This window comes from Psychrobacter sp. TB20-MNA-CIBAN-0197 (assembly GCF_040309765.1).
Taxonomy (GTDB): domain Bacteria; phylum Pseudomonadota; class Gammaproteobacteria; order Pseudomonadales; family Moraxellaceae; genus Psychrobacter; species Psychrobacter submarinus.
This window is the reverse complement of record NZ_JBEOPC010000435.1, coordinates 1-279: the sequence shown is the minus strand read 5'-3', so window position 1 is coordinate 279 and position 279 is coordinate 1. Positions and strand designations below refer to the sequence as shown.

General features: G+C 59.1%; 1 pseudogene. It reads right to left on the bottom strand.

Going from position 1 to position 279, the window contains the following annotated elements:
* Positions 1 to 252 (bottom strand): annotated as a pseudogene (locus tag AAEY83_RS14375) (cryptochrome/photolyase family protein); the annotation flags it as partial.
* Between the last annotated feature and the right edge of the window lie 27 nt (positions 253 to 279).

Below are 279 nucleotides of genomic sequence, written 5' to 3'. Positions count from 1 at the left end.
CAGTGCATCCTGCTTGGCCAGCGGCATGCGGTCGAGGTTCTTGTACATCATGCCCATGCGCTGATTGCCGCGCAGGATATCGCCGTGGCGCATGACGAAATGCCAGTACAGCGCATTGAACGGGCAGGCATCGTCCGCGCTGCTTTCCTTGACCTTGTAGGCGCAGTCGCCGCAGTAATCCGACATTCGATTGATGTACTGGCCGCTGGCGCAGTAAGGCTTGGAGCCGAGATAACCGCCATCGGCGTGCATGACCATGCCAAGGGTGTTGGGTAGTTC